Origin of the sequence: Lachnospira multipara ATCC 19207 (assembly GCF_000424105.1) — a bacterium.
In the GTDB taxonomy this organism is placed as follows: domain Bacteria; phylum Bacillota; class Clostridia; order Lachnospirales; family Lachnospiraceae; genus Lachnospira; species Lachnospira multipara.
Window position 1 is genome coordinate 65362 of sequence record NZ_AUJG01000013.1, and the last position, 20596, is coordinate 85957.

Sequence of the window (20596 nt, forward strand, 5' to 3'; positions counted from 1 at the left end):
AAAAAAAGGAGAGAAATCAATGGGAAAGTGTACATTTAAGGGAGGTATACATCCTTTCGATGGCAAAGAGTTATCTAAAGATAAGCCTATAAAGGAATTATTCCCTGCCCTAGGAGAGATGGTTTTTCCGCTTTCACAGCACATTGGAGCACCTGCCAAACCTCTTGTAAACAAGGGTGACTATGTTTTGGCTGGTCAGCTAATTGCAGAAGCTGGTGGATTCGTATCCGCAAATATTCATTCATCTGTTTCTGGTACTGTTAAAGCAATCGAGCCTAGAACACTTGCAACAGGTGGCAAGTGCAATTCTATCATTATTGAGAATGATGGAGAGTATAAGGAGATAGAGTATAAGGAGTCTAAATTTGAAGATTTAACTAGAGAAGAAATCTTAGATAAAATTAAGGCTGCCGGTGTTGTTGGTATGGGTGGAGCTGGTTTCCCAACTAACGTTAAGTTATCACCAAAAAATCCAGAGAATATTGATTACATTATTATTAATGGTGCAGAGTGTGAACCATACTTAACATCAGATTATCGCAGACTCTTAGAAGAAGGCGATAAGGTTGTAATGGGTCTTAAGATTGCACTTAAATTATTTGATCATGCTAAGGGTATTATTGCTATCGAAGATAATAAGCCTGAAGCTATTAAGAAAATGAAGAAGTTAGTTGAATCTGAAGCTGATATCGAAGTCAAGGAATTAAAGACTAAGTATCCTCAGGGTGGTGAACGTAGCTTAATTTACGCTACTACTAAGAGAGAAATTAATTCGTCTATGCTTCCAGCTGATGCTGGTTGTATCGTACATAATGTTGATACAGCATTTTCAATTTACCTTGCAGTAATTGAGGGTAAGCCACTTACAAAGAGAATCTGTACAGTTACAGGTGATGGCGTTAAGAATCCTGGAAACTTCTATGTATGGCTTGGTACAAACTACAGACAGTTACTTGAGGCTGCTGGCGGTCCTGTGGGCGAACCAGAAAAGTACATCTCAGGTGGTCCTATGATGGGCTTCTCTATGTATAGCCTTGATGTACCAGTTGTTAAGGGAAGTTCTTCTTTACTTGTATTTGAAGAAGATATCGTATCAAAGATTGATGCTAGTGCATGTATTAGATGTGGTAGATGTGCTGAAGGATGTCCAGAACATTTACTTCCAACAAAGCTTGCTGAATTCGCTTCACGTAATGATGAAGAAGGATTTACAAAGTTTGATGGTATGGAATGTGTAATGTGTGGTAGCTGTTCATATGTTTGTCCAGCAAAGAGACCTCTTACACAGCAGATTAAGTCTATGAGAATGAGAGTCTTAGCTAATAGAAGAAAGAAGTAGAAAGGAATAAAAACATGAGCGAGAAATTTAACGTTTCCACTAATCCACATGTGCGTAGTAAGGTAACTACTCAGTCAGTTATGCGCGATGTTTTAATTGCCTTAACACCTGCTTCGCTATTTGGAATTTATAATTTTGGATTTGATGCATTAATTCGTATTATTGTCGGCGTAGTAGCTTGTATAGCTTTTGAAGCCGTATATCAGTATTTTATGCATTTAAAAGTTACAGTATCTGACTTAAGTGCTGCAGTTACTGGTTTACTTATTGCACTTAATATCCCATCAACACTTAATGTGGGATTTGAAATTGTTGGTTGTGCTTTTGCAATTATTATTGTTAAGCAGTTATTTGGTGGTTTAGGACAGAACTTTATGAACCCTGCCCTTGGTGCTAGATGCTTCTTACTTATTGCATATACAGGCCCAATGACAAACTTCGTAACTAATAATTCATTTGCAGTTGATGCATACTCTGGCGCTACACCACTTGCTATCTTAAAGCCAGGTGCAGAGGTAGTTGCTAATTCACCAAAGTTACTTGATATGTTTATTGGTACAACATCAGGTGTAATTGGTGAAACATCTGCAATTTGTTTACTTATTGGTGCTATTTACCTTCTTTGTAAGAAGATTATTAACTGGAGAATTCCAGTGGCTTACATTGCAAGTTTTGCAGTACTTATCTTCTTACTTGCACCAGGACATCAGTTTGACCTTTATTACTTAGCTTGCGAAATTTGTGGCGGTGGTTTACTTCTTGGTGCCTTCTTTATGGCAACGGATTATGTAACATCACCAATCACACCTAATGGTAAGTTAGTATTTGGTTGCTTACTTGGTATTCTTACATTTATCTTTAGAATGTATGGTGGTTCAGCAGAAGGCGTTTCATATGCAATCATCTTCTCTAACTTACTTGTACCTCTAATTGAAAGAGTTACAGTTCCAAGATCATTTGGTAAGAAGAAACCAGAAAAGAAGAAGGAGGTAGCTTAAATTATGGGAAAGATTATTAAAGATGCCTCAGTTCTTTTCATCATTACTTTAGTAGCAGGTGTCTTACTTGGTCTTGTTTATCAGGTAACAAAAGAACCAATTGCTGCACAGAATGAAAAGGCAAAGCAGGAAGCTTATAGAACAGTTTTAGCAGATGCTAGTGAATTTGAAGTTATTTATTCTGAGGAAAATAGTGAAGATTTAGATAGTTTAAAGGCTTTACTTGCATGGTCAGATGATGATTATTCAAAGGATGATATTTCAGAAGTTGTAGCTGGTAAGTCAAATGGTGAAACAGTAGGTTATGTAATTACTGTAGTAGCACATGATGGTTATGCAGGAGATATTAAGTTCTCTGTTGGTATTTCTAAAGAAGGAGAATGTCTTGGTACATCAATCCTTTCAATTGGTGAAACAGCAGGTCTAGGTATGAGAGCTAAGACAGATCCAAGTTACTTAAATCAGTTTAAAAATGTTACTACTGACAAGTTTGAACTTGTAACAGATGGTACAGGATCAGAGGCTGGAGATAGTGTTGTTGATGCAATTTCAGGATCAACAGTTACATCTAAGGCTATGGCTAAGGGAATCAATGCAGCCCTTACTGCATTTAAAGTATTAGAAGAGGGAGGTAACAACTAATGAATAAGTGTGTAGAGCGTTTATATAACGGTATTATTAAGGAAAATCCTACACTTGTACTTACTCTTGGTATGTGTCCAACACTTGCGGTTACTACATCAGCAATCAACGGTATTGGTATGGGACTTTCTTCAACAGTAGTTTTAGTATTATCAAACCTTGTTATTTCATTACTTCGTAATGTAATTCCAGATGGTGTAAGAATGCCATCATTTATCGTAATTGTAGCTTCATTCGTTACAATGGTTCAGTTCCTTATGCAAGGATTTTTACCATCACTTTATGACTCGCTTGGAATCTATATTCCTCTTATTGTTGTAAACTGTATTATCCTTGGTAGAGCTGAGAGCTATGCTTCAAAGAATCCTGCCCTTCCATCAGCCTTTGATGGTCTTGGTATGGGACTTGGTTTTACAATCGCCATTACAGTACTTGGTGCTTGTAGAGAGTTAATCGGTGGCGGAACAATCCTTTCAACAGGTAGTTCAGCATTAGTTGATTTAACTGAGTTTGGTTACACACCAGCATCTATCTTTATTTTAGCTCCTGGTGCCTTCTTCATGCTTGCTATGCTTGTAGCTATTATGAACAGAGTGAAGAGAAGAAAGGGCATGAAGCCAGCGCAGGTTCCTGACTATTTAGCAGGTGATACAGACGAGCTTGGTCACAAGCTTGGCTCATTAGATAAGGAGGAGGCATAGTATGAATTTACTTATTATTGCTATTTCAGCAGCATTAGTTAATAACGTTGTATTAAGTCAGTTCTTAGGTTTATGTCCATTCCTTGGTGTTTCTAAGAAAATTAATACAGCAGCCGGTATGGGTGGCGCTGTTATTGGAGTTATTACAATTTCATCAGCAATTTGTAGCTTAATTTATGACTTTATCTTAACTCCACTTGATTTAACATACCTTAATACAATCGTATTTATCTTAGTTATTGCAACTCTTGTTCAGTTTGTAGAAATGTTACTTAAAAAGACAAGCCCAGCACTTTACGAAGCTCTTGGTGTTTATCTTCCTTTAATTACAACAAACTGTGCAGTACTTGGTATTGCATTAACAAACGTACAGAACAGCTACAACTTCATTGAGTCTGTAGTATCTGGTCTTGGTACAGCTATTGGTTTTGCAATTGCTATTATTATCATGGCTGGTATTCGTGAACGTATTGAATATAATGATGTTCCAGAAAGCTTTAAGGGAATGCCTATTGTACTTTTAACAGCAGGTCTTATGTCAATTGCATTCTTTGGCTTTTCAGGAATTTTATAAAAAGGAGGAGTAAAGATGGGAGTAGTTATTGCAGCTGCAGTAGTTAGTATAACTGGTTTACTTCTAGGCCTCTTCCTTGGTGTAATGGGAAAGAAGTTCTACGTTGAAGTAGATCAAAAAGAAATCGATGTTAGAAATGAGTTACCAGGAAACAACTGTGGTGGTTGCGGTTATGCAGGTTGTGATGCCCTAGCTAAGGCAATCGCAGCAGGCGAGGCAAAGATTGATGCTTGTCCAGTTGGTGGTGCACCAGTTGCTGCTAAGATCGCAGAAATCATGGGTACAGAAGCTACAGAGTCAGTTCGTATGACAGCTTTTGTTAAGTGTTCTGGTACTTGTGATAAGGCAAAGGAAAACTTCACATATTCAGGTGTTATGAAGTGCGTGGATATGAACGTTGTTCCTAATGGTGGTTCTAAGGCTTGTACTTACGGATGTATGGGTTATGGCTCATGTGTTGATGCCTGTGAGTTTGATGCTATCCATGTTATCAATGGTGTAGCAAAGGTTGATAAGGAAAAATGTAAGGCTTGTGGCAAATGTGTCGACATCTGTCCAAGAAACTTAATCGATTTAATTCCTTACAAGCCAAAGGCAAAGAAGAAATATGTTGTAGAATGTGCAAACAAGGATAAGGGTAAGGCCGTTATTGATGTTTGTAGCACAGGCTGTATTGGCTGTGGTATCTGTGAAAAGACATGTAAACTTGATGCAATTCATGTAGTTGATAATTGTGCAATTATTGATTATAGCAAGTGTGTAGGTTGTGGCATGTGTGCTGATAAGTGTCCAAAGCAGGTTATTCATGTTCATGCATAATAGAAAAATAAAATAAAACGAAAAGGGGCTCCTTTACTTAAATAAAGTAAAGGAGTTCTTTTTTGCTCTAAAAGGGCTTAAATAGTGGAAAAACATAGTGTGTTCATAAAATAATCGATAATTTGTTCTAGTAATATAGGCCTTAATATGCTAAAATATAATGAGTTTATAGGATTGTAAATTTAAGTATAGACTAAATAAATTAGGGCAAAGATATTATGAACGAAATAAGTCAAACTAAGATAAATAATAAAAGAAAAATAAGAAAAAGAGTATTAAGATACATCGGAATATATTCCTTGATATTTGTAATTACAGCGATTCTTGTTTTTTCCTACAATTTTGTGTCAGGTAAAACTTTTATTTGGAAAGCTGATGGTTGGGAACAGCATTTTAAAGCCTTACTTTACTATGCTGATTATTTAAAGGAATTCTTTTATAAGCTCTTTGTGGAGCACAGAATAGAATTTAATCAATGGGATTTTGCCATAGGAGAGGGTGGAGATGTATTAAACACTCTTAATTACTATGTAATAGGGGATCCTTTTGCATTTTTTGCATTCTTAGTACCTTCAAATTATATGTACATTTTCTATGAAGCAATGATCTTGCTTAGATTATATCTTGCAGGCCTTGCTTTTTCATGGCTATGTTTTTCCACAAGAAGAGTTAGAACAACAGCCGTACTAACAGGTGCTATTACATATGTATTTTGTTATTGGGGCATGTTAAATGCTCTAAGACATCCATATTTTCTAAATCCAATGATTTATTTTCCACTTTTGATTTTAGGTGTGGAGAAGATTTTAAAGGGAAGAAGACCTTACCTTTTTATCGCTGCAGTTTTTGTTGCAGCTATTAGTAATTTCTACTTCTTTTATATGCAGGTGCTATTAACAGTAGGTTATGTTTTTGTGCGCTTGATATATTTGTATAAAAAGGACATCAAAAAGATGCTTACTAAGTTAGGACAGATAGCCCTTGCTTCTATTGTTGCGGTTATTCCATCGGCAATAATTGTAATGCCAGTGCTTAATGCCTTTTTATCAGATTCAAGATTTAAGACAGCAACACCATTTTACTTTGCATATCCTGTAAAGTACTATCTTCAAATGATTTCAAATTATGTTTCTGAAGGTGATAGTTACTGGCTTTGCATGGGCTATGCAATTCCAACAGTGCTTGCAGTAATCCTACTTTTTATAAAGAGAAAGAAGAATACCCTGTTAAAGATATATTTCTTTATCTGCTTTATAATTATGATTATTCCATTCTTTGGACAGGTTTTAAACGGCCTATCTTATATGTGTAATAGATGGAGCTTTGCCTTTGCACTACTTAACGCTTACGTCTTAGTAGTTATGTGGGAGAGCCTACTTAATATTAAGGCAAAGGAAGGCCTTGTTATGCTTATTGTAATGGTAGTTTACATGGGCCTTTGCATGTTTATTGAATATGCAAGAAATACTAAGTCTTTCTCACAGCTTATGCTTGGCTTCGTACTTTTAATTGTTTTAATGCCTCTTATGAGTACGGATGCTGGAAAGCCAGTAATTAGTAGAAAGACTAAGCAGATTTGCATTCTTATTGTGGCTATTATTAGTATTGCAGTTAATAGCTTTTATAAGAATTCAGTAACGGGAGAGAATTACGTATCTGAGTGCGTTTCAGTAGACGACCTAGATATGTTACTTAATAGCAACGAGAATACAGCTCTTCTTACATATTTAGAGAATACTAATATTGATAAGAACTTTGTAAGATATACAGGTTCTGACCTTGATTATAATTCTAATATGCTTTATGGCTTATCTTCATCACAGTATTACTGGACTTTAACTAACCAGTATGTATCAAGATTTAGATCAGCCCTTGGAATCACTCTTAATACTGAGCTTCCACATAAGTATATTGGCTATGATGATAGAACTTACCTTCTATCTCTATCTTCAACTCAGTATTATCTTGTGGACTTAACTAAGAAGGTGCAGATTCCAAACGGATTTGTCTATATTGGAACTTATATGGGTTATAAGATATATAGAAATGTTAACGCCCTTCCACTTACTTATAGCTATGATTCTTTTGTGACTGAGGATCAGGTGGCAGGCCTTAATGGAGTTGAGTTACAGGAAGTTATGATGAACTCAATTGTTTTATCAGATTCCCAGGCAGAGAATTTATCAACTGAGGCACAGAGTCAGGCGGCTATTAAGAATGACGATTCAGCAGCTTATTTTGATGATATTGATTTTTCTAGTGAAAGCCTAGATTATACAATTAATTGTAATTCTGAAGATGTATCAGTGCAGAATAATAGCCTAGTTGTTACGAAGGCTGGAGCTAGCATAACAATTAATTTTACAGGTAAAGAGAATACAGAGACATATTTTGTAATTGATGGTATGAATTATAGTAATGCTTCAACTTATGAGCTTTACTATGGAGATTCAAAGTATGATCCTCTTGATTTATATAATTCCACAAGATGGAATTCCCTTGATTATTCAGAACAGGCTACAATATTTAGCGATTGGTTATTCCATAAGATTTCTTCTACTAACGTAGAGTTAAGCCTTACAGCTTCTAATGGGGCAACTAAGAATATGCGCTATTTTACACCAAGTTATAGCTACTATAATGGTGAAGAGGATTTCTGCGTCAATATGGGTTACTCTAATGATGCGGTTAATTCCATTACAATTACTTTCCCTAAGGTGGGAATTTATTCCTATGATGATATTAAGATTATGAGTCAGGAAACAGACAGAATTTCTTCTTATGTCAACAAGCTATCAGCGAATAGTCTTGATGATATGGAGATTGGCATAGATACTGTTACTGGTAATATTAGTCTTGATAATCCTAAATTCTTAACCTTTGCAATTCCATATTCTAAGGGTTGGAAGGCCTATGTGGATGGGGAAGAAGTGGATATATTAGAGGGCAATTTAACCTATATGGCCATTTATGTATCAGCAGGCGACCATGAAATTAAGCTAGTCTATAACACACCGCTTTTTGATGAGGGAAAGGTGGTAAGTTTCCTTGGCATAATTTTACTTGGTGGATATATATTTGTAACAGAACAACAAATTAGGAAAAAGAGGAAGGGTTTTAAATGTATCAAGAAGTAAGCAATTTACTAATTTTTAGTAACATAAAAAGAGATAGTATTCTTTATAAGATGTCCGATATTTTCAAAGATTTTTCTACAAAGGATTATGATAAGTCGGAGCTAACTAACAGAATTTATAATGAGATTAGAAGATTATTAGAGATTTCTACAGACTTTGGTTTTGATGAAAATTTATGGCATAACTACATTACTTATCTTTTAATTAGCACAGAAACTCCTTTTAGTGTAACTTGTGAAAAAGTTGGTGCTAATGAGGGCAGTGTAAACATTTTAGCTAAGTCAGACTTTGAAAACTTTTATAAGATCTTTAATTACGACTTTAGCGAAATTGAAGAAAAGTTATCTATTAAGGTCTTTGATATAATTTCAAACTACAAGGCTGTTAAGAAGAGCACTCTTGTCTATAATGCAAATGTATCAGAGAAGGTAAGAAATTTAAGCAGACAGCTTGAAACTGCTAAGTCTGGAGAGGATTTCTTTAAATTTGTAACAGAATTTTATAAGGCTTTTGGTGTTGGAATGTATGGTCTTAATAAGGCCTTTAGAATTAAGGATACTAACGATGAAGTTTCACTTATTCCAATCAATAACATGGATACTGTAGTTTTAGATGATTTAGTTGGCTATGATATTCAAAAGAAGAAGTTAATTGAGAATACAGAAGCCTTTGTTAAGGGCAGAAAAGCTAATAACTGCCTTCTTTACGGAGATAGTGGAACTGGTAAATCTACATCTATTAAGGCAATTGTTAATATGTATTATAACGAAGGCCTTAGAATGATTGAGATTTACAAGCATCAGTTTAAGGACCTTTCAAGCGTTATTGCCATGATTAAGAATAGAAATTATAAGTTCATTATTTACATGGATGATTTATCTTTTGAGGAATTTGAAATTGAGTATAAGTTCTTAAAGGCAGTAATTGAGGGTGGTGTTGAGACTAGACCTGATAACATACTTATTTATGCAACTTCTAATAGAAGACATATTATTAAGGAGACTTGGAAGGATAGAAACGATGTGGAAATCGATAATGGAATTCACAAGTCAGATAATATGGAAGAGAAGTTATCCCTTGTTAATAGATTTGGTTGCCAGATTTACTTTGGTAAGCCAGCTAAGAAGGAATTCCAGGATATTGTAATAGAGCTTGCTAAGAAAAATGATATTAAGCTTGAGCTTGACGAGCTTTTACTTGAGGCTAACAAGTGGGAAATTGCCCATGGTGGCTTCTCAGGAAGAACAGCACAGCAGTTTATTAATCACTGCTTAAGTATTGCAAAATAGGGAGGTATTTATTTGTTATCTTATATAAAAGGAGAACTTGCAGAAGTTTTTGAAGATACAATTGTTGTTGAGAATAATGGAATGGGCATTAATGTTAAGGTTCCAGCAACGGTGCTATCAAATATCCCATCCATAGGAGAGGATATTAAGGTCTATACATACCTCTATGTAAGAGAGGATGCCATTAATGTTTACGGCTTTTTAACTAGAGATGACTTAAATGTATTTAAGCTCTTGCTTAATGTTAACGGTGTTGGCCCAAAGGCAGCCCTTGGCATACTTTCAACCATTAGTGCCAATGACCTTAGATATGCAGTTTTATCTGATGATGTGAATGCCATTAAGAAGGCACCAGGCATTGGAGCTAAGACTGCTCAAAGACTTATTATAGAACTTAAGGATAAATTAAAGCTTGAAAGTGAAGAGGCTTTAATTCTTAATGCAAATGTTGGCACTAAGCCTTCAGATGATTTAATTCTTAAAAATGATGCAATTGAGGCTTTAGTATCCCTTGGCTACTCACAAAGAGAAGCTATGGATGCAGTTAAGAAGGTTGATATTAGTAATAAGAATCTTGATGATATTATTAAGGAAAGCTTAAAGAACTTAGCTTTCTTATAAATTTAGAACACATTTTCAAAAAATAAAAAAGAGGACGAATTATGGAGAGACGATTGATTTCTACCCAAATAACTGAAGAAGATATTGGTAATGAAAATTCTCTAAGACCGGATAGTCTTGATGATTATATAGGTCAGGAGAAGATTAAGAGAAATCTTAAGGTCTATATTGAGGCGGCAAAGAATAGAGGAGATGCCCTAGATCACTGCCTTTTTTATGGGCCTCCAGGACTTGGTAAGACTACACTTGCTGGTATTATTGCCAACGAAATGGGAGTTAATTTAAAAGTTACCTCAGGCCCTGCCATTGAAAAACCAGGAGAAATGGCAGCGATACTTAATAATTTAAGTGAGGGCGACATTTTATTTGTGGATGAAATTCATAGATTAAATCGCCAGGTAGAAGAGGTTTTATATCCAGCAATGGAAGACTATGAGATAGATATTATGATTGGTAAGGGTGCAACTGCCCGTTCTATCCGTCTTCAGTTGCCAAAATTTACACTAATCGGTGCAACAACTAGGGCAGGCCTTTTATCTGCGCCTTTAAGAGATAGATTTGGTGTGGTATCGCACATGGAATTCTATACTGTGGCAGAGCTTGAAAAGATTATTGTAAGATCTGCATCAGTGCTTGAAGTTGACATTGATAGTGAAGGCGCTAATGAACTTGCAAGAAGATCTAGAGGTACACCAAGACTTGCCAATAGATTGCTTAAGCGAGTAAGAGATTTTGCCCAGGTTAAATATAACGGCGTGATTACTAAGGATGTATGTGATTATGCCCTTAATTTACTTGATGTGGATAGGGCTGGACTTGATAAGAATGACAGACTTATCCTTGAAACTATTATTGATAAATATGATGGTGGACCAGTAGGACTTGATACTTTAGCAGCTTCTATAGGTGAAGATGGTTCCACACTTGAGGATGTTTATGAGCCATATTTAATTCAGAATGGCTTTATTAATAGAACTCCACGAGGTAGGGTTGCTAGTAAATTAGCTTATGAAATATTAGAAAAAGACTATAATAAGCAAATAGAAGAAAATTAGGTCTTTATTTATTTAGAATTTGTCGTATAATGGAACAAATCCTAAATTTTATTGATAGAAGATAAAAAATACTGTATAATTTAATTAAATTATATTATATTGTGTAAAAACCCAAATGGGAGGATTAAAAAATGGAAGAAAAACATACTACTCAGGTGGTTCTTGGAGGTAAGGTGCTTACTGTAGGTGGATATGAAAGTGAGGAATATCTACAGAAGGTTGCATCTTATATCAATAATAAGATAGAGGAATACAACAAAGAAGATAGTTTTAAAAGATTATCATCAGATTTAAGATCTAATCTCTTGTTTTTAAATATTGCTGATGACTATTTTAAGGCAAAGAGAGTGGGCGATAATTTATCTGCCGAGCTTGAAGAAAAAGACAAAGAAATCTATGATCTTAAACATGAATTAATTGCAGCAAGCATTAAGCAGGATGCTGCTAATAAAAGTATTATGTCGCTTCAGGAAGAAGTGAAGAAATACCAGAAAGAAATTGTAAGATTAGAGACAGAAAAGAAAATGCGATAGGGGGGAGTTTAAAAAACCCCCTTTTATTATTGCAAATAAAAGAATTGGAGCTATATGAAAAATTCTAATATTATTTTAAACAATAACGCAAAGGCTGAAGTTTTAGCCCCTGCCGGCTCTATAGATATTGCAAAGGCAGTTATTAATGCTGGTGCCGATGCAGTTTATTTAGGTGGAGATATGTTTGGCGCAAGAGCCTATGCAGGAAATTTAAACCCAGATGAAATGCTAGAGATAATTGAGTATGCTCATAGATATGGCAAGAAGATATATCTAACAGTTAATACTCTTTTAAAGGAACAAGAGATTACAAAATCCCTTATTGATTACTTAATTCCATATTACGAGAAAGGTCTAGATGCTGTAATTGTGCAGGACCTAGGCGTGTTTAATCTTATTCATAAGAATTTCCCGGATATGGATATTCATGCTAGTACCCAGATGACACAGACAGGCCCAAAGGGAAGTAAGATTTTACAGGAACTTGGGGCAAAGAGAGTAGTTACTTCAAGAGAAATGAGTCTTGAAGAAATAAGAACTCTTCATAAGGAAATCCCTGAACTTGAAATTGAGAGTTTCGTTCATGGTGCCCTATGCTATTGTTATTCTGGACAGTGCCTTTTATCTAGCTTTAACGGTGGAAGAAGCGGTAATAGAGGTCGTTGCGCCCAGCCTTGTCGTATGCCATACGAGGTGGATTATAATAACGAAATCATCAATAGAAAAGATGAGAGATACATTTTAAGTCCAAAGGATATGTGCGGGCTAAGCATCCTACCGGATATTATTGAGGCAGGAGTTTATTCCCTTAAGATTGAGGGACGTATGAAAAATGTTACCTATGCCGCCTTTGTTACAAGCATGTATAGAAAGTACCTTGATATGTATTTTGAAAAGGGAAGAAAAGGCTTTAAGGTGGAAGAAAAGGACATTAATGACCTTCTTGATATTTATAATCGAGGCATGTTTACAACAGGTTATTACAATGCTAGTAAGGGTAAGGAGATGTTATCTCTAAATAGACCTAACCACATGGGAACTAAGGGCTTGAAGGTAATTTCAAACCAGTCAGGTAGGGTGAAATTTAAGGCTCTTGAAGAGATTAATCCAGGAGATGTCTTTGAAATTGAAGAGGGCGCAAGTTTTACAAGTGGTAAGGCCCTAAAGGCTAACGAGGAGTTAGTGGTTAACCTTCCAAAGAAATATAAGCTAAATCCTGGTAGAGTTGTTAATCGAATGAATAACGCAGCCCTAAAGACATTAGTTCAAGATAATTTTGTAAATAATGAACCAAAACTAGATCTAGATCTTAACATCTATGTAAGTGTTAATGAAAATGCAGTCTTAACCGCTAGTCTAAAAAATCCAAATTATGGCAATAGCTATTATGGAAAGGGCGAAGAGGAAAGAGTTTCTGAATATATCGATGTTAGTGTAACAGGGGATTTAGTGCAGGAAGCAAAGAATGCAGCCATTGATGAAAAGAGTATTAAAAAGGCCCTTTCACAAATGGGAGATAGCTATTTTAGACTTAATAATCTTGATATCTATCTTAATGGTAATGCATTTTTACCAATGGGTTCAATTAAGAAACTAAGAAGAGAATTAATTGAGAAGTTAGACTATGAATTAATAAATTGTAAAAAAAGGACATTTAATGGCCAAAATAGTTTGGCATTTAAAACTAATAGTGGTAAAATTTCTAAATACGGATTAAGTCTGTATTTTACAAATTTTGACTTAAGTAAAAAGATAGAAGACTATAGTGAAATCTCAAGAGTTTATCTTGATTTTTCTTCCCTTTATAAGATTTCATCTAAGCTAAAAGAAGAGGAAGAATTAGAGGAGATAAAGCATGAGATAGAAAGAATCAAAGCCTTTGGATGTGATTTTTACTTAAGCCTACCATACATCTATAAGATTAGTCATAAGAATACTTTTAGAAAACTTGTGGAAACTGCTATTAATTTAGGGGTTAATGCTTTTCTAATAAGAAACTTAGAGGAATTAAGAACCGTGGATGAATTAATAGACGAATTGAATCTTGGAGTTTATGAAAATGCAGATGCAAGATTTAAATTTGTCTTTGATAGTAATATGTATTGCTTTAATAAATTTGCAAAGGAAGAGCTTGAAAAAATCAGAGTTAAGAATTTAAAGCTTTCTGGCTTTAGTGCTCCTCTAGAACTTAATAATAGAGAACTAGCAGATGTTCTAGATCCTGATTTTGAGCTTCAGGCAGTCTATAGAGCGCCCCTAATGGTAAGCGAGCAGTGCCCTAAAAAGACTTTTGACAAATGCAACAAAAAGATGGAAAATTATACTATCAGAAACGGTAAAAATAAAGATTATCAGGTTAAATCTGTCTGTCCATTCTGCTACATGCAAATGGATAGTAAAATGATTAACTTATTAGATACGAAGGAAATAAAGGAATTAAATTACGGTCATCTTCGTATTCAGCTTGAAAAGGAAGAGGATTTACTAGCTATCTTTAAGAGCATTAGGCTATCAAAGAATCTAGTAAGAGATAAAAATGAGATTGTAGAATATGGACATTTTTACAGAGGAGTTGAATAAATGCAATCATTGTTATTTAATTTATCAAAATACGTATTAGCCTTTCTTATGGCTTTTTATTGCTTATCGGGCTACATTGGCTATACGACTAAGGAGAAGAAAAGAGGCACGATTTATTTTTGGCAGTATTTGTTAGGCTTTTTGATACATTTGCTTTGTTATAGCATTCTTTATGTGGCCTACGATGATGTGAAATACATTTTCCTCTACGTAGTAGAGTTTATATATTTCTTTGTAGTCATTGTGGTTTACAACCTTTTGTATCCAAAGGCTTCGAAATTGCTTATTAATAATATGTGTATGCTTATGGCCATTGGTTTTGTCATGATTGCAAGACTTGATTATGATAAATGTGTTAAACAATTGGTTATTGCAGCCATTTCCACTATTGTTACCTTTATAATTCCAGCCCTATTTAAAAAGGTTAAGACCTTTAGAAATTTCGCTTGGATTTACTGTGGAATCGGTTTAGTTTTACTTGTAATTTTGTTACTTGGAAACCAAGTATTTGGTGCTAACTTAACAATTTCTATTGGCGAGTTTTCAATTCAGCCAGCAGAATTTGTAAAGATTACCTTTGTTTTGTTTGTGGCTTCTGCATTCAATCAATCTACGGACTTTAGACAAATTGTTTTAGTAAGTATTGCGGCAGGACTACATTGTCTTTTACTAGTGGCAGCAACAGACTTAGGTGCAGCATTAATATTCTTTATTTGTTATTTAATGATGTTATATCTTGCAACACGTAAGGCTAGATATTTAGCTTGCGGCTTTGTTGCATTTGCAGGGGCATCTGCTCTTGCCTATCAGGCCTTTAGCCATGTAAAGGCGAGAGTTACAGTATGGCTTGATCCTTGGTCATATATTGATACTACAGGCTATCAGATAACTCAGGCACTGTTTGCTATTGGCATGGGTTCTTGGTTTGGTTACGGCCTTACACTTGGGGCGCCAGAAAAGATTCCAGTTGCAATAAAAGACTTTATGTTTGCTGCTATAACTGAGGAGTTTGGTATTATTTTCTCGCTAGCCCTATTCTTGGTTTGCTTAAACAACCTAATCTTAATGATGAATATTGCAAGTAGATGTAATACTTTATTTTATAGACTTGTGGCAGTTGGACTTGGCGTAACTTATGGCTTCCAGGTTTTCTTAGCTGTTGGTGGTTCCATTAAGTTAATTCCAATGACAGGTGTTACAATTCCATTTGTTAGTTATGGTGGTAGTTCATTACTTAGTTCTTTAGTGATGTTTGCTTTAATAAATGCTATGTATAATATGAGACATGATGAAAGAGAGACAGTAAATGGAAAAGAAGTCAAAAAAGAAAGATAAAAAAGATATATTAAATTCAAAAAAAGGTTTAAGAAATAAAGAGACAAATATTATCTCTTATTGCTTTATGAGTATCTTTGCCATAATTATGGTTTATCTTGTTATTTTTAATGAGTTTTTAGCTAAGGACATTTTAAATAATCCTTATAATAGCTTGGTAGATACTCAGGAAGATAATGTAATTCGTGGTGATATTCTTGCCTCAGATGGAACTGTGCTTGCAACAACACAGGTGGATTCTGAAGGAAATCAAACTAGAGTTTATCCACTTGGTTCCGTGTTTAGCCACGTTGTGGGCTTTAATAACAATGGTAGAAGTGGTCTTGAATTATCAGAAAACTACTATTTACTTTCTAAGGCAGACAATGTCTTAAGCCAGATTAGTGATGATATTGATGGAGAGATGTATGAGGGCGATGATGTCTATACAACTCTTTCTGTTACACTTCAAAAGGCAGCTTATGAAGCTCTTGGAACTAACAAGGGTGCAGTAATTGCCATGGATCCAACAACTGGTAAGATTCTTTGTATGGTATCTTATCCAAGTTATGATCCTAATGATGCGGTAGATGATTATTCTACTTGGTTAACTTATGATAGCGATGATTCGGTTTTACTAAATAGAGCCACTCAGGGCCTTTACCCACCGGGTTCTACTTTTAAGATATTAACTTTACTTGCCTATATGGAGCAAAACTCTGATTATGAGGATTTTACTTTTAATTGTTCTGGTAGCGTTTCAATTAGTGGCGGTACTAAGATTAACTGTGCAAGTAATACAGTTCATGGATATGAAACCCTAGTAACAGCTTTTGCAAATTCTTGTAACTCAGCCTTTGCAACTATTGGCGTCTCCCTTACAAGAGCGGAGTATATTAGCTTGGTTTCTAGATTCCTGTTTAACCAGTCTTTAGAAGTTGATTTTACATATAATGAGAGTTCCTTCTCCCTTACAACGGACTCTTCAATTAGTGCTGTAGAAGAAACTGCCATTGGACAGGGACAGACAATGATTAGCCCACTTCATAATTTAATGATAGCTTCAAGTGTTGCCAACGATGGGGTTATGTTAAAGCCTTATCTTGTCGATAAAGTAGTAGATAGCAATGGAAATACCGTTATCTCATACGATTCAGAAGAGCTAGGAATTATGATGTCAGAGAAACAGGCAGAATATATAACAACTTGCATGAAGCAGGTTTGCAAGACAGGTACAGGTTCAGCTTTTAGAAATTATGGCGTATCTGTAGCAGGAAAGACAGGTTCGGCACAGTATGGAGATGGCTCAAATTATCATTCCTGGTTTGTTGGCTTTGCGCCAGCAGATAATCCTAAGATTGCAATATGCGTCATTCTTGAAGGTGGTTTTACAGGAGTTTCCTCTGCTCAATACGTGGCTAGAGCCGTTTTAGATGCTTATTTTGGATACTAGAAGATTTATATAGTTTCCCTAGACTTTAAACTTGATAACTAAGCATATCAAGAGTATAATATCTATATAAGCCTTTTTAGGTATAATAGCAATTTAAAATGTTGATTTTGAATGGTAAATTTATCTTAAGGGGAGAAATGAGTATGAATTTATCTGAATTAATTACTGGGAATATGGTTACCCTTCAGGTGCCATTATCCGATAGTTATCATGAGTTTAACACTCGCATTGTGGGAAAGAAAGATGGGGTATTAATTCTTTCCTGTGTTAAGGTGGCCGGTAAGAACATTAGAATGCCACTTGATAAGATAAACATTTATTGCCAATTACTTAATAAGCTATACATATGGAGAGGTGTTAAAGTTGATACCCTCCCACTTGGGGCAAGAGTTTATTATCGTATTAAAGATACGAACTTGGAGAGCGAGAATTATAATAGGCGCGGGGCCTATAGATTACCTGTTGATGAAATATTACAGCTAGGTATTTATAGGAATGGCGAAGAGCAAAAAGAAAGCGTTTTAGTAAAGGATATATCAGAATCTGGTTTTGCCTTCATAACTAATAGAGAGTTTAAGAAGGGCGATAGAGTGCGACTTAGTTACACACCAGAGGAAGAAACCTTTGATATGCATGCCTATATTATTAGGTCTTTGTATAACGCTGAAACAGGTAAGTATAGCTATGGCTGTAAGATGCCTGAATTTGATGCACTTCTTGGCGGCTTTATAATGAAAGAGCAGATAAGAAGAAGGAAGATGTTTGCGTAACATTTTCAAAAGTATTAAGAAAATTAGAGATAGAGATAGGATAAGGATGAAATTTAGGGGCTTTAAAGCTGTCTAGCTTTGGAGGTATTAAGATGAGTGGGATTTATGGAGTAGAAGCACTTGATGGTAATATCTATCAGGTCAAATATTCAAATGATTCTAACAGTGTCACAGGTGATTCCTTTGACACTGTTTTTAATGAGATTAATGCACCAGTTGATTTAGAGAGCATTTTTAGTGAGGCAGCAAGTAAGTATGGTGTTAATGAGAATTTACTTAAAGCAGTTGCATACGCAGAGTCAGGCTTTGATACTAATGCAACTTCTAGCGCAGGTGCCCAAGGCATCATGCAGTTAATGCCATATGTAGCTGAGGATTTAGGCGTAACAGACCCTTATAATGCTCGGCAAAACATTAACGCGGGCGCGTCTTTATTATCGTCTTTATTATCTAAGTATAATGGAAATGTAACTTTAAGCCTTGCAGCTTATAATGCAGGTTCAGGTAACGTTTCAAAATATAACGGAGTGCCACCTTTTAAGGAGACTCAAAACTACATTGCTAAGATCAATGATTTACTTGGCGGGGCACTAAGCGGAGATTCCACAACACTTGATGGAACTAGCCCTGCAACAGTTATAGAGGAGAGCTTAGTAGATATTCCTTCTACTAAGATATATTCAAATTCCAACAGCCAAACAAATGAGGAAAGCACACAGCTTAATACTAATGCAAATGAAATTTCAAATAGCGCCTATTTAACAGTAGCTAATAACGAAAAGCTATTAGAACTTTTAAAGGCACTTGCAAACAGTGGCAGCAATTCATCTACTTATAAGGACAGCGTAATGCTTGATTTGGTTTCCTTAATTACAGGAAACTATGATTCTGATGAGGATTCAAAGGATTTAATTAGTTCACTTTATACTAATAGTGCTACATCCACGGTTTCAGATAGTGATGAAAGCCTTTTATCATCCTATTTATCAAGCCTTTCAACAGATGAGTTAGATGCCTTAAGTAAAAATTCTCAATTACAAGAGGATTTTGGTCTATCTAGTGAGGCCCTTGCCTTAACTAGTAAATTAAATAACCAAGCTAATAACATCCTAGAAACAGATCTTTATAGCCTTTATGAGGCTCAATCATCTGTTATGAGCCCTGTGTTAGCAAAACTTCTCAATTTATAAATTATTTTTAACAGGCTTAAGCTAAGCTAAAGATAATGAATTTTTTTGGAAAATGTGCCAATACAGTGTTATTTTTTAGACAATCCGTAAGTTGTCTTAGGGTGTTTATATAAAGGAGCCAAACCTATATTTTGGCAACATAAGTTTCTTATGTAGAAAGAGGGAGTAATATGAAGAAAGAAAGAATCAAAGTACAGTTGTACAACAAGACTTATAAGGAGATCGATATGAGCGATTTTACAGAAATTCCAGAAGAATTATTCTCGAATCGCAATGACATAATTAGTGTATGGTTACCAGATGGCGTTAAGAAAATCGATGCTAATGCTTTTGAAAACTGTGTAAGACTTAGTGAAATTTTCTTTCCTAAGACACTTAGAGTTATTGAAAGCGAGGCCTTTAGAAATTGCATTAACCTAAAGAAACCTGAAATTTCAGAAAAAGTTGATGTTGATACAACCGCCTTTGTTGGTTGCAATTTATAATAAATTAAAAGCCTTTTTTACAAAATGATATATACCCTCTTTACTAGACAATGTAAGGTTCAGTAAGGAGGGTTATTTTTAATAATTATATGGGGATTTATGTATATTTTGGCTTTTTCAATATGGGGATTTGTGTATTTTTTAGAATTTTCAATATGGGGATTTGCGTATTTTTGAACTTTATTAATATGGGGATTTGCTGCCAATGAATTTAAGTCATATGTTAAAATATATTTTGTAAACTTAAGTAACAATTCATATTTAAAAGAAGTTATAATTAATTACAGAAAAATGTTTGGCTGATTTACTCAAATAGAAGGATTCAAAAAAAGGTCATAAAATGATATAATGTCATTACTAAGAAGGATTCCCTTTGGGAGAAGACGCATTAAGGTAAGGAGGTTTTATGTTTACTCCAGAGGTTGTACAAGTAATACCACATGAAAATTACATAGTAGAAGTCTTATTTCAAGATGGCAAAATTGTACATTATGATGTAAGTCATCTGTTAGAAAAAGGGGTTTTTAAAAAACTCAAAGATAAGGATTTTTACATGAGCCGCTGTACTGTCATGAATCACACATTGGCTTGGGATACATCTGGAGAATATAATCCAACTAATTGTATAGACATAGCTCCAGATATGTTGTATTCTATTCAGTAAATCACAAAATGCTCTCGGCTATATAGTCGGGGGCATTATTTTTATATTCCTACAAATCCCTCCACTCCCTTGACATACACCTTTCATCCCTATATAATGTTTTTGCTAAGTAAATATATAAAAGGTAAAATAAAGGAAACTTTATGACACAAAACTAAAGGGGCTTTAACATGCCAGCCAGTTGCTATAGATAAAAGTTCGCACATATTTTTATTAACACTAATAGCTTTTTACGTCATGGGTTCATGGCGTTTTTTTATTTATCTAGTAAATTTATTTTGGTGAAATAAAAACCCACCACTAAGTTTACAAGAAGACTTAGAAAACCCACCACTAAGTTTACAAGAAGAATAAAGAAGTCTAAAAGTTATATATAACTTTCTATCTTTCGCATTCAAAGCCAACTAGAGAAATCTAGTCGATTTTTTTTAG

Annotated in this window: 18 protein-coding genes and 1 riboswitch; all 18 genes read left to right on the top strand. The window is 34.9% G+C overall.

Annotation, left to right across the window (positions count from 1 at the left end; translation table 11 throughout):
• Window positions 1–19: 19 nt before the first annotated feature.
• The 18 genes from rsxC (at window position 20) to G600_RS0110110 (ending at window position 20164) form a co-directional block, all read left to right on the top strand.
• On the top strand, window positions 20–1339 hold the full coding sequence (gene rsxC / locus G600_RS0110025; protein WP_027431819.1) for an electron transport complex subunit RsxC: 1320 nt from the start codon (window positions 20–22) through the stop codon (window positions 1337–1339).
• A gap of 14 nt (window positions 1340–1353) precedes the next feature.
• On the top strand, window positions 1354–2337 hold the full coding sequence (locus G600_RS0110030; protein WP_027431820.1) for an RnfABCDGE type electron transport complex subunit D: 984 nt from the start codon (window positions 1354–1356) through the stop codon (window positions 2335–2337).
• Between the two features lie 3 nt (window positions 2338–2340).
• Window positions 2341–2979, top strand: coding sequence for an RnfABCDGE type electron transport complex subunit G (locus G600_RS0110035; protein WP_027431821.1), 639 nt, complete (start codon window positions 2341–2343; stop codon window positions 2977–2979).
• A complete protein-coding gene (rsxE, locus tag G600_RS14410; RefSeq protein ID WP_051195477.1) occupies window positions 2979–3680 on the top strand; it encodes an electron transport complex subunit RsxE in 702 nt (233 codons plus the stop codon). The genes G600_RS0110035 and rsxE overlap by 1 nt, the downstream gene beginning before the upstream one ends.
• Window position 3681: 1 nt before the next feature.
• Entirely contained in the window at window positions 3682–4254 is a 573-nt protein-coding gene (gene rsxA, locus G600_RS0110045; RefSeq protein WP_027431822.1) for an electron transport complex subunit RsxA, read from the top strand.
• A gap of 15 nt (window positions 4255–4269) precedes the next feature.
• A complete protein-coding gene (locus G600_RS0110050; protein WP_027431823.1) occupies window positions 4270–5073 on the top strand; it encodes an RnfABCDGE type electron transport complex subunit B in 804 nt (267 codons plus the stop codon).
• Between the two features lie 218 nt (window positions 5074–5291).
• Window positions 5292–8210: a YfhO family protein gene (locus tag G600_RS0110055; protein ID WP_027431824.1), complete on the top strand. Its 2919-nt coding sequence runs from the start codon at window positions 5292–5294 to the stop codon at window positions 8208–8210.
• Entirely contained in the window at window positions 8195–9499 is a 1305-nt protein-coding gene (locus tag G600_RS0110060; protein ID WP_027431825.1) for an ATP-binding protein, read from the top strand. Before G600_RS0110055 ends, G600_RS0110060 begins: the two co-directional genes overlap by 16 nt.
• Window positions 9500–9511: 12 nt before the next feature.
• The gene (ruvA, locus tag G600_RS0110065) at window positions 9512–10120 is read left to right on the top strand and encodes a Holliday junction branch migration protein RuvA (protein ID WP_027431826.1); all 609 of its coding nucleotides are present in this window, start codon (window positions 9512–9514) and stop codon (window positions 10118–10120) included.
• A 41-nt stretch (window positions 10121–10161) separates the two neighbouring features.
• Window positions 10162–11175: a Holliday junction branch migration DNA helicase RuvB gene (gene ruvB, locus G600_RS0110070; RefSeq protein ID WP_027431827.1), complete on the top strand. Its 1014-nt coding sequence runs from the start codon at window positions 10162–10164 to the stop codon at window positions 11173–11175.
• 131 nt (window positions 11176–11306) lie between these two features.
• Window positions 11307–11708, top strand: coding sequence for a cell division protein ZapA (locus G600_RS0110075; RefSeq protein WP_027431828.1), 402 nt, complete (start codon window positions 11307–11309; stop codon window positions 11706–11708).
• A 54-nt stretch (window positions 11709–11762) separates the two neighbouring features.
• Window positions 11763–14288: a peptidase U32 family protein gene (locus G600_RS15845; RefSeq protein WP_027431829.1), complete on the top strand. Its 2526-nt coding sequence runs from the start codon at window positions 11763–11765 to the stop codon at window positions 14286–14288.
• Complete coding sequence (locus tag G600_RS0110085) at window positions 14289–15623, top strand: FtsW/RodA/SpoVE family cell cycle protein (protein WP_027431830.1); 1335 nt, start codon at window positions 14289–14291, stop codon at window positions 15621–15623. It abuts the gene before it with no gap.
• Window positions 15595–17055, top strand: a complete 1461-nt coding sequence (locus tag G600_RS14415) for a peptidoglycan D,D-transpeptidase FtsI family protein (RefSeq protein ID WP_051195478.1) — start codon at window positions 15595–15597, stop codon at window positions 17053–17055. Before G600_RS0110085 ends, G600_RS14415 begins: the two co-directional genes overlap by 29 nt.
• 143 nt (window positions 17056–17198) lie before the next feature.
• A complete protein-coding gene (locus G600_RS0110095; protein WP_027431831.1) occupies window positions 17199–17825 on the top strand; it encodes a PilZ domain-containing protein in 627 nt (208 codons plus the stop codon).
• 92 nt (window positions 17826–17917) lie between these two features.
• Window positions 17918–19015, top strand: coding sequence for a lytic transglycosylase domain-containing protein (locus G600_RS15185; protein ID WP_051195479.1), 1098 nt, complete (start codon window positions 17918–17920; stop codon window positions 19013–19015).
• A 170-nt stretch (window positions 19016–19185) separates the two neighbouring features.
• Entirely contained in the window at window positions 19186–19500 is a 315-nt protein-coding gene (locus G600_RS0110105) for a leucine-rich repeat protein (protein WP_027431832.1), read from the top strand.
• 406 nt (window positions 19501–19906) lie between these two features.
• The gene (locus G600_RS0110110; protein ID WP_027431833.1) at window positions 19907–20164 is read left to right on the top strand and encodes a DUF2442 domain-containing protein; all 258 of its coding nucleotides are present in this window, start codon (window positions 19907–19909) and stop codon (window positions 20162–20164) included.
• A 113-nt stretch (window positions 20165–20277) separates the two neighbouring features.
• Window positions 20278–20353, top strand: a riboswitch (cyclic di-GMP riboswitch).
• The last annotated feature ends 243 nt before the right edge of the window (window positions 20354–20596 follow it).

Bases quoted from the DNA above. Each gene is read 5' to 3' on its own strand.
- rsxC (WP_027431819.1), top strand. From the start codon at position 20: ATGGGAAAGTGTACATTTAAGGGAGGTATACATCCTTTCGATGGCAAA.
- G600_RS0110030 (WP_027431820.1), top strand. From the start codon at position 1,354: ATGAGCGAGAAATTTAACGTTTCCACTAATCCACATGTGCGTAGTAAG.
- G600_RS0110035 (WP_027431821.1), top strand. From the start codon at position 2,341: ATGGGAAAGATTATTAAAGATGCCTCAGTTCTTTTCATCATTACTTTA.
- rsxE (WP_051195477.1), top strand. From the start codon at position 2,979: ATGAATAAGTGTGTAGAGCGTTTATATAACGGTATTATTAAGGAAAAT.
- rsxA (WP_027431822.1), top strand. From the start codon at position 3,682: ATGAATTTACTTATTATTGCTATTTCAGCAGCATTAGTTAATAACGTT.
- G600_RS0110050 (WP_027431823.1), top strand. From the start codon at position 4,270: ATGGGAGTAGTTATTGCAGCTGCAGTAGTTAGTATAACTGGTTTACTT.
- G600_RS0110055 (WP_027431824.1), top strand. From the start codon at position 5,292: ATGAACGAAATAAGTCAAACTAAGATAAATAATAAAAGAAAAATAAGA.
- G600_RS0110060 (WP_027431825.1), top strand. From the start codon at position 8,195: ATGTATCAAGAAGTAAGCAATTTACTAATTTTTAGTAACATAAAAAGA.
- ruvB (WP_027431827.1), top strand. From the start codon at position 10,162: ATGGAGAGACGATTGATTTCTACCCAAATAACTGAAGAAGATATTGGT.
- G600_RS0110075 (WP_027431828.1), top strand. From the start codon at position 11,307: ATGGAAGAAAAACATACTACTCAGGTGGTTCTTGGAGGTAAGGTGCTT.
- G600_RS15845 (WP_027431829.1), top strand. From the start codon at position 11,763: ATGAAAAATTCTAATATTATTTTAAACAATAACGCAAAGGCTGAAGTT.
- G600_RS0110085 (WP_027431830.1), top strand. From the start codon at position 14,289: ATGCAATCATTGTTATTTAATTTATCAAAATACGTATTAGCCTTTCTT.
- G600_RS14415 (WP_051195478.1), top strand. From the start codon at position 15,595: ATGGAAAAGAAGTCAAAAAAGAAAGATAAAAAAGATATATTAAATTCA.
- G600_RS0110095 (WP_027431831.1), top strand. From the start codon at position 17,199: ATGAATTTATCTGAATTAATTACTGGGAATATGGTTACCCTTCAGGTG.
- G600_RS15185 (WP_051195479.1), top strand. From the start codon at position 17,918: ATGAGTGGGATTTATGGAGTAGAAGCACTTGATGGTAATATCTATCAG.
- G600_RS0110105 (WP_027431832.1), top strand. From the start codon at position 19,186: ATGAAGAAAGAAAGAATCAAAGTACAGTTGTACAACAAGACTTATAAG.
- G600_RS0110110 (WP_027431833.1), top strand. From the start codon at position 19,907: ATGTTTACTCCAGAGGTTGTACAAGTAATACCACATGAAAATTACATA.